The following is a 3,618-nucleotide window of genomic DNA, read 5'->3' as shown; positions in this document are numbered from 1 at the left end:
CTCACCGATGGAGAGGGGACAAAACCGGCGATTCGAGAAAGCGAATGCCTCTCGAATTTCAACCGCGGCGGAACACCGCAGCAATTCAGATCTTCGCGTCGTCGGAACGAATCCGCTTCCTTCCCCAAGTTTGTGTCTGCTCAGGATATCAAATTTGATTGAGCCCGTTGGTGTAGCCACTCGACTGCATGACCAGAACCGATTCGGCCCACGTTCGCACAAACGGTGACGCCGCTTGGGAGGCAATGCGTTGCATTTCACGTCGTCCTGTTTCGGCAGCCCACAACGATGCGTAGGGTGGCGGTACATCGTTGTCGATCAGATCCCGCAAGCAGGTTTCACCGATCAAGGACACCTTGCGGGAACTGAATGCCAATCCAGGGTGCTTGCCGAAACATGCCTTCATCAAACACCACGCGTCGAGCAATTGCCCGCCATCTCGCGGGAACGACTCGGGGTACCAACGGAGAGCTTTGCTGAGTGTGGTGATAAATTCGACCGGTGAATCTTTCGCGAATTTCCGAATCGATCGCCACACGAATCGGCGAATGTATTGTCTCGTTTGCAGTGAGAACAAACGGTTTTGGTGCGAAGTGCGGCGTGAGAGATAAATCTGTTCCCTGCGTTGATCGTGACGCAATGGCAACACACGTTTGACTTGATCGTCAGGTCGGTCCGAACGAATGCCGTCCACCCAGCCTTGCTGCGTGTAATCCCAAACTCGCACGTGCCTAAGATCATGCGTGACCAACTGATCCGCCATCACCATCGCCGCGGCCAGCACGCCACCCCGACGTCGTTCATCTGCCGCTTGGATCAACCTCCGCACGACAACCTCATGCCCAGGCGAAGCCGGGATGCCGAGCAGGTATCGCTGTGCCTCTTCGGCCTCCCATTGCCGATCGCTGAGCACCCACTCGTCGGCCGCTTCCGCCAAAATTTCCGGCCGCGACTCATCAAGCAGTTTCCGGAGAAAACGCGGGTCGCGGTCGCGTAAGAACTGCAATGAAAAAAAAGGATGGTTCATGATGCTGGAAAATACCCAAGTTGCGGCGAACCCATTGTCCCTGCCCCAGTATAAAGGATTGCGCGGATTGCGATGTTGAGTCAGCACGCCAAAACAGTCGCGAGCTTGCAAATAGGCACGCGAGCCAATCCCAAAATGAATTCGTCTTTCCTTCCAAGCGTTTTCCCCAGTGAGCCGATTGTCGAGCGACATCCTTGTTACGCCAATGACGCCGGCCATCGAGTTTTTCGGGAATCGGGCGGGCTCACACTGCTGCGTTAAAATTGCCTATTTGGGTGGGCGAATTTGCTTCCGAGAGCCGTTCTCGCACGCTTGCCTAAAGACCGGAGAAAAGTTATTTTGACCCCTTCCCACTCACCTCTCAAATCCCGAGAGGCCCCGAACACGGGCGATTAGCTCAGTTGGTTAGAGCGCTGCTTTCACACGGCAGAGGTCACAGATTCGAGTTCTGTATCGCCCATTTGTTTTAAGTTCTTGCTGGAACGCTAGTTAGCGTTGCCGCCACTGTTGGCGTGCGACTTGTATTCGGATTGTTTCGGAGTAGGCGACTACTCCGAATGCCGTTTGGAGTTTCGCAATGTCACGTTCTCAACCTGCCTGTCAGTACCCTGTCAGCGGTCAGGCTATGGTCCGGTTGAGTCGTCAAAGCTTCTTGTCGAGGGAAGCATGGTTCAACGGAAAGCTTTTCCCGGTATCGCTCGTGGTTCGCTGAGTACACCGCGAAGGGGCGGCATCTTCACAGGAGGAGCCCAGCGAGCCATGGCAAGTTCACCAACCTGTGTGGTCTGCTCGACGAATGCAGCGAGATGGAGCCTGCCTTGCTAGCGGAACGGCGTGAGCCGTCTGGTGTCACGTCGGAAAAACGCTTGTTGCGGTAGAGGTGCTGGCACGCTTTCTTTGCCCATGGGCATTTCCGCCCGTCACTCCGCCGTGATTGTCCAACTTCTCACAGACCTACTTCGCTTCGCGTTCTTTTAAGTACCCAAGCGACGCAAGGAACCTATCCATCTCGGCCACCGTTTCATCGAACTTTCCCTTTTTGTTCTTGTGGTTAAAGAACCCGTGGCCTTGTTGCTCATAGCCCACCAATTGGCATTGGTTTTCTGCTTCTTCCATCGCTTTGGTGAATGCTTCTGCGGTTGAGTACGGCACTGTCGTGTCAGCTTTGCCGTGAAAGATAATTGTCGGTGGTGCCCCAGCGGCAACATGATGGACCGGTGAAATGTTTTTTGGGTCTTCGCCAACGCGGTTCTTGAGACTTTTCAATTTCTCTTCGTTCACGACCGGGTGGCCTTCAAGCGGTGCCAAAACCAAAGCCGGATTGAATAGAACGAGAGCATTGGGCACGCTGCTGACATTCTGGTCTTCGGCCGATTCGTCATACTTTTTGATGACTCCAGTACAAGCAGCAACGTGCCCGCCTGCTGAGCCGCCGCTGGCGACGATCTTGTCTGGGGCGACGCCTAACTCTTTTGAGTTGGCCCTAATCCAACGCACGGCGGATTTCCCGTCGCTTACACAAGCGATCGCTTTCGTGCCCTGACGAGATTTCACTCGGTAGTCGGCAGTCATTGCCATCATGCCTCGCGAGGCAAGATACTTGCAGTGTTCAGCAAATTGAGAAGGCTTGCCGCCGTTCCAACCTCCTCCGAAAAAGAACACAATGGCTGGGCGACGGTCAGTCGCTTTATGGTCTGCAGGTTCGAAGAGATACATCTTGAGCTCGACCGCTTCACCCTTCGAGTCCGTGGTTATTTTGTAGGTTTTGACTTTTGCGCCTGAGGCAATCATTTGCTTCTCCATCTCGGCTACTTGGCCAAATGACGGGGAAATGATGCTGCAGAAAATCAAAACGGTAAGTGAAACGAATCGCAAACGGGGCATGTACCTCTCCAGTGAATTAACCTTGTCTTAGTCGGTGCTTGAGCGTCAGGAATGGTTACCGTTGCATGATCGTGCGGCGCAGCTCCAGATCGAACGTCTAGTAATTAAGATTAATTCTAAACAGATCTTTAAGTGTGGTCATGAAGTTTTGGTAATCGGGCAACCGTAGACATCAGGGGAAACGAACGGAAGGCTTTCCACTTCAAGAACCACGCAAGCCGTTCTCCTGTGCACGTCATGGTTCAAGTGAGACGCTGACGCCTTTTCTTTCCCTGGCACATTTCTTTCCCTGGTTTCTGGCGATGAGCGTCAAAAATGATTTTGTGACGCCATCTGAAAATTGCGATTCGGGTTTGAGTTCACGAAAGTAGATTGTCCATTTGAGGAAACGCCGCGAGAAGAATTGGTGTGAGGGAAGGGAAAATGTGAGGGCTCTTTCCTCGGTACCGGGACTTGTTAAACAGGTCTGCAGGAATCATCTGGCGAAACTGCCGCGAACTGTAGGCCGGAACGAGGCTTTGCGAGTTCCGGCATTCACTTGCTCAGTCGTGCCGGAACTGCGTCGCTTAGGCTCCTTGGTCCGGCCTACGCCGAACCGATCACGATCCGCTGAATTGTCGTTATACCGAATCACTTCTATGTACCTGCTTACCTGGGCCTTCCGCGTGGGCGGACGGTGGATTCGAGGTCGAGGCGACGTGGGATCG

2 protein-coding genes and 1 tRNA gene are annotated in these 3,618 nt (G+C 53.7%); 1 reads left to right on the top strand and 2 read right to left on the bottom strand.

Features of this window, described 5'->3' with window-relative positions; translation table 11 throughout:
- Positions 1-148: 148 nt before the first annotated feature.
- Entirely contained in the window at positions 149-1,027 is an 879-nt protein-coding gene (locus NB063_RS32015; RefSeq protein ID WP_250933904.1) for a hypothetical protein, read from the bottom strand.
- A 386-nt stretch (positions 1,028-1,413) separates the two neighbouring features.
- Between NB063_RS32015 and NB063_RS32010 the strand changes: the two genes are divergently transcribed.
- A tRNA-Val gene (locus NB063_RS32010) sits at positions 1,414-1,487 on the top strand.
- A 494-nt stretch (positions 1,488-1,981) separates the two neighbouring features.
- Here the strand turns inward: NB063_RS32010 and NB063_RS32005 are convergent.
- Complete coding sequence (locus tag NB063_RS32005) at positions 1,982-2,830, bottom strand: alpha/beta hydrolase (protein ID WP_250933902.1); 849 nt, start codon at positions 2,828-2,830, stop codon at positions 1,982-1,984.
- Between the last annotated feature and the right edge of the window lie 788 nt (positions 2,831-3,618).

This window comes from Aporhodopirellula aestuarii (assembly GCF_023701485.1).
GTDB classification, from domain to species: domain Bacteria; phylum Planctomycetota; class Planctomycetia; order Pirellulales; family Pirellulaceae; genus Rhodopirellula; species Rhodopirellula aestuarii.
Note: the sequence above shows the minus strand (reverse complement) of the source record. Positions and strands in the feature narration are given on the sequence as shown.

Bases quoted from the DNA above. Each gene is read 5' to 3' on its own strand.
- NB063_RS32015 (WP_250933904.1), bottom strand. From the start codon at position 1,027: ATGAACCATCCTTTTTTTTCATTGCAGTTCTTACGCGACCGCGACCCG.
- NB063_RS32005 (WP_250933902.1), bottom strand. From the start codon at position 2,830: ATGGAGAAGCAAATGATTGCCTCAGGCGCAAAAGTCAAAACCTACAAA.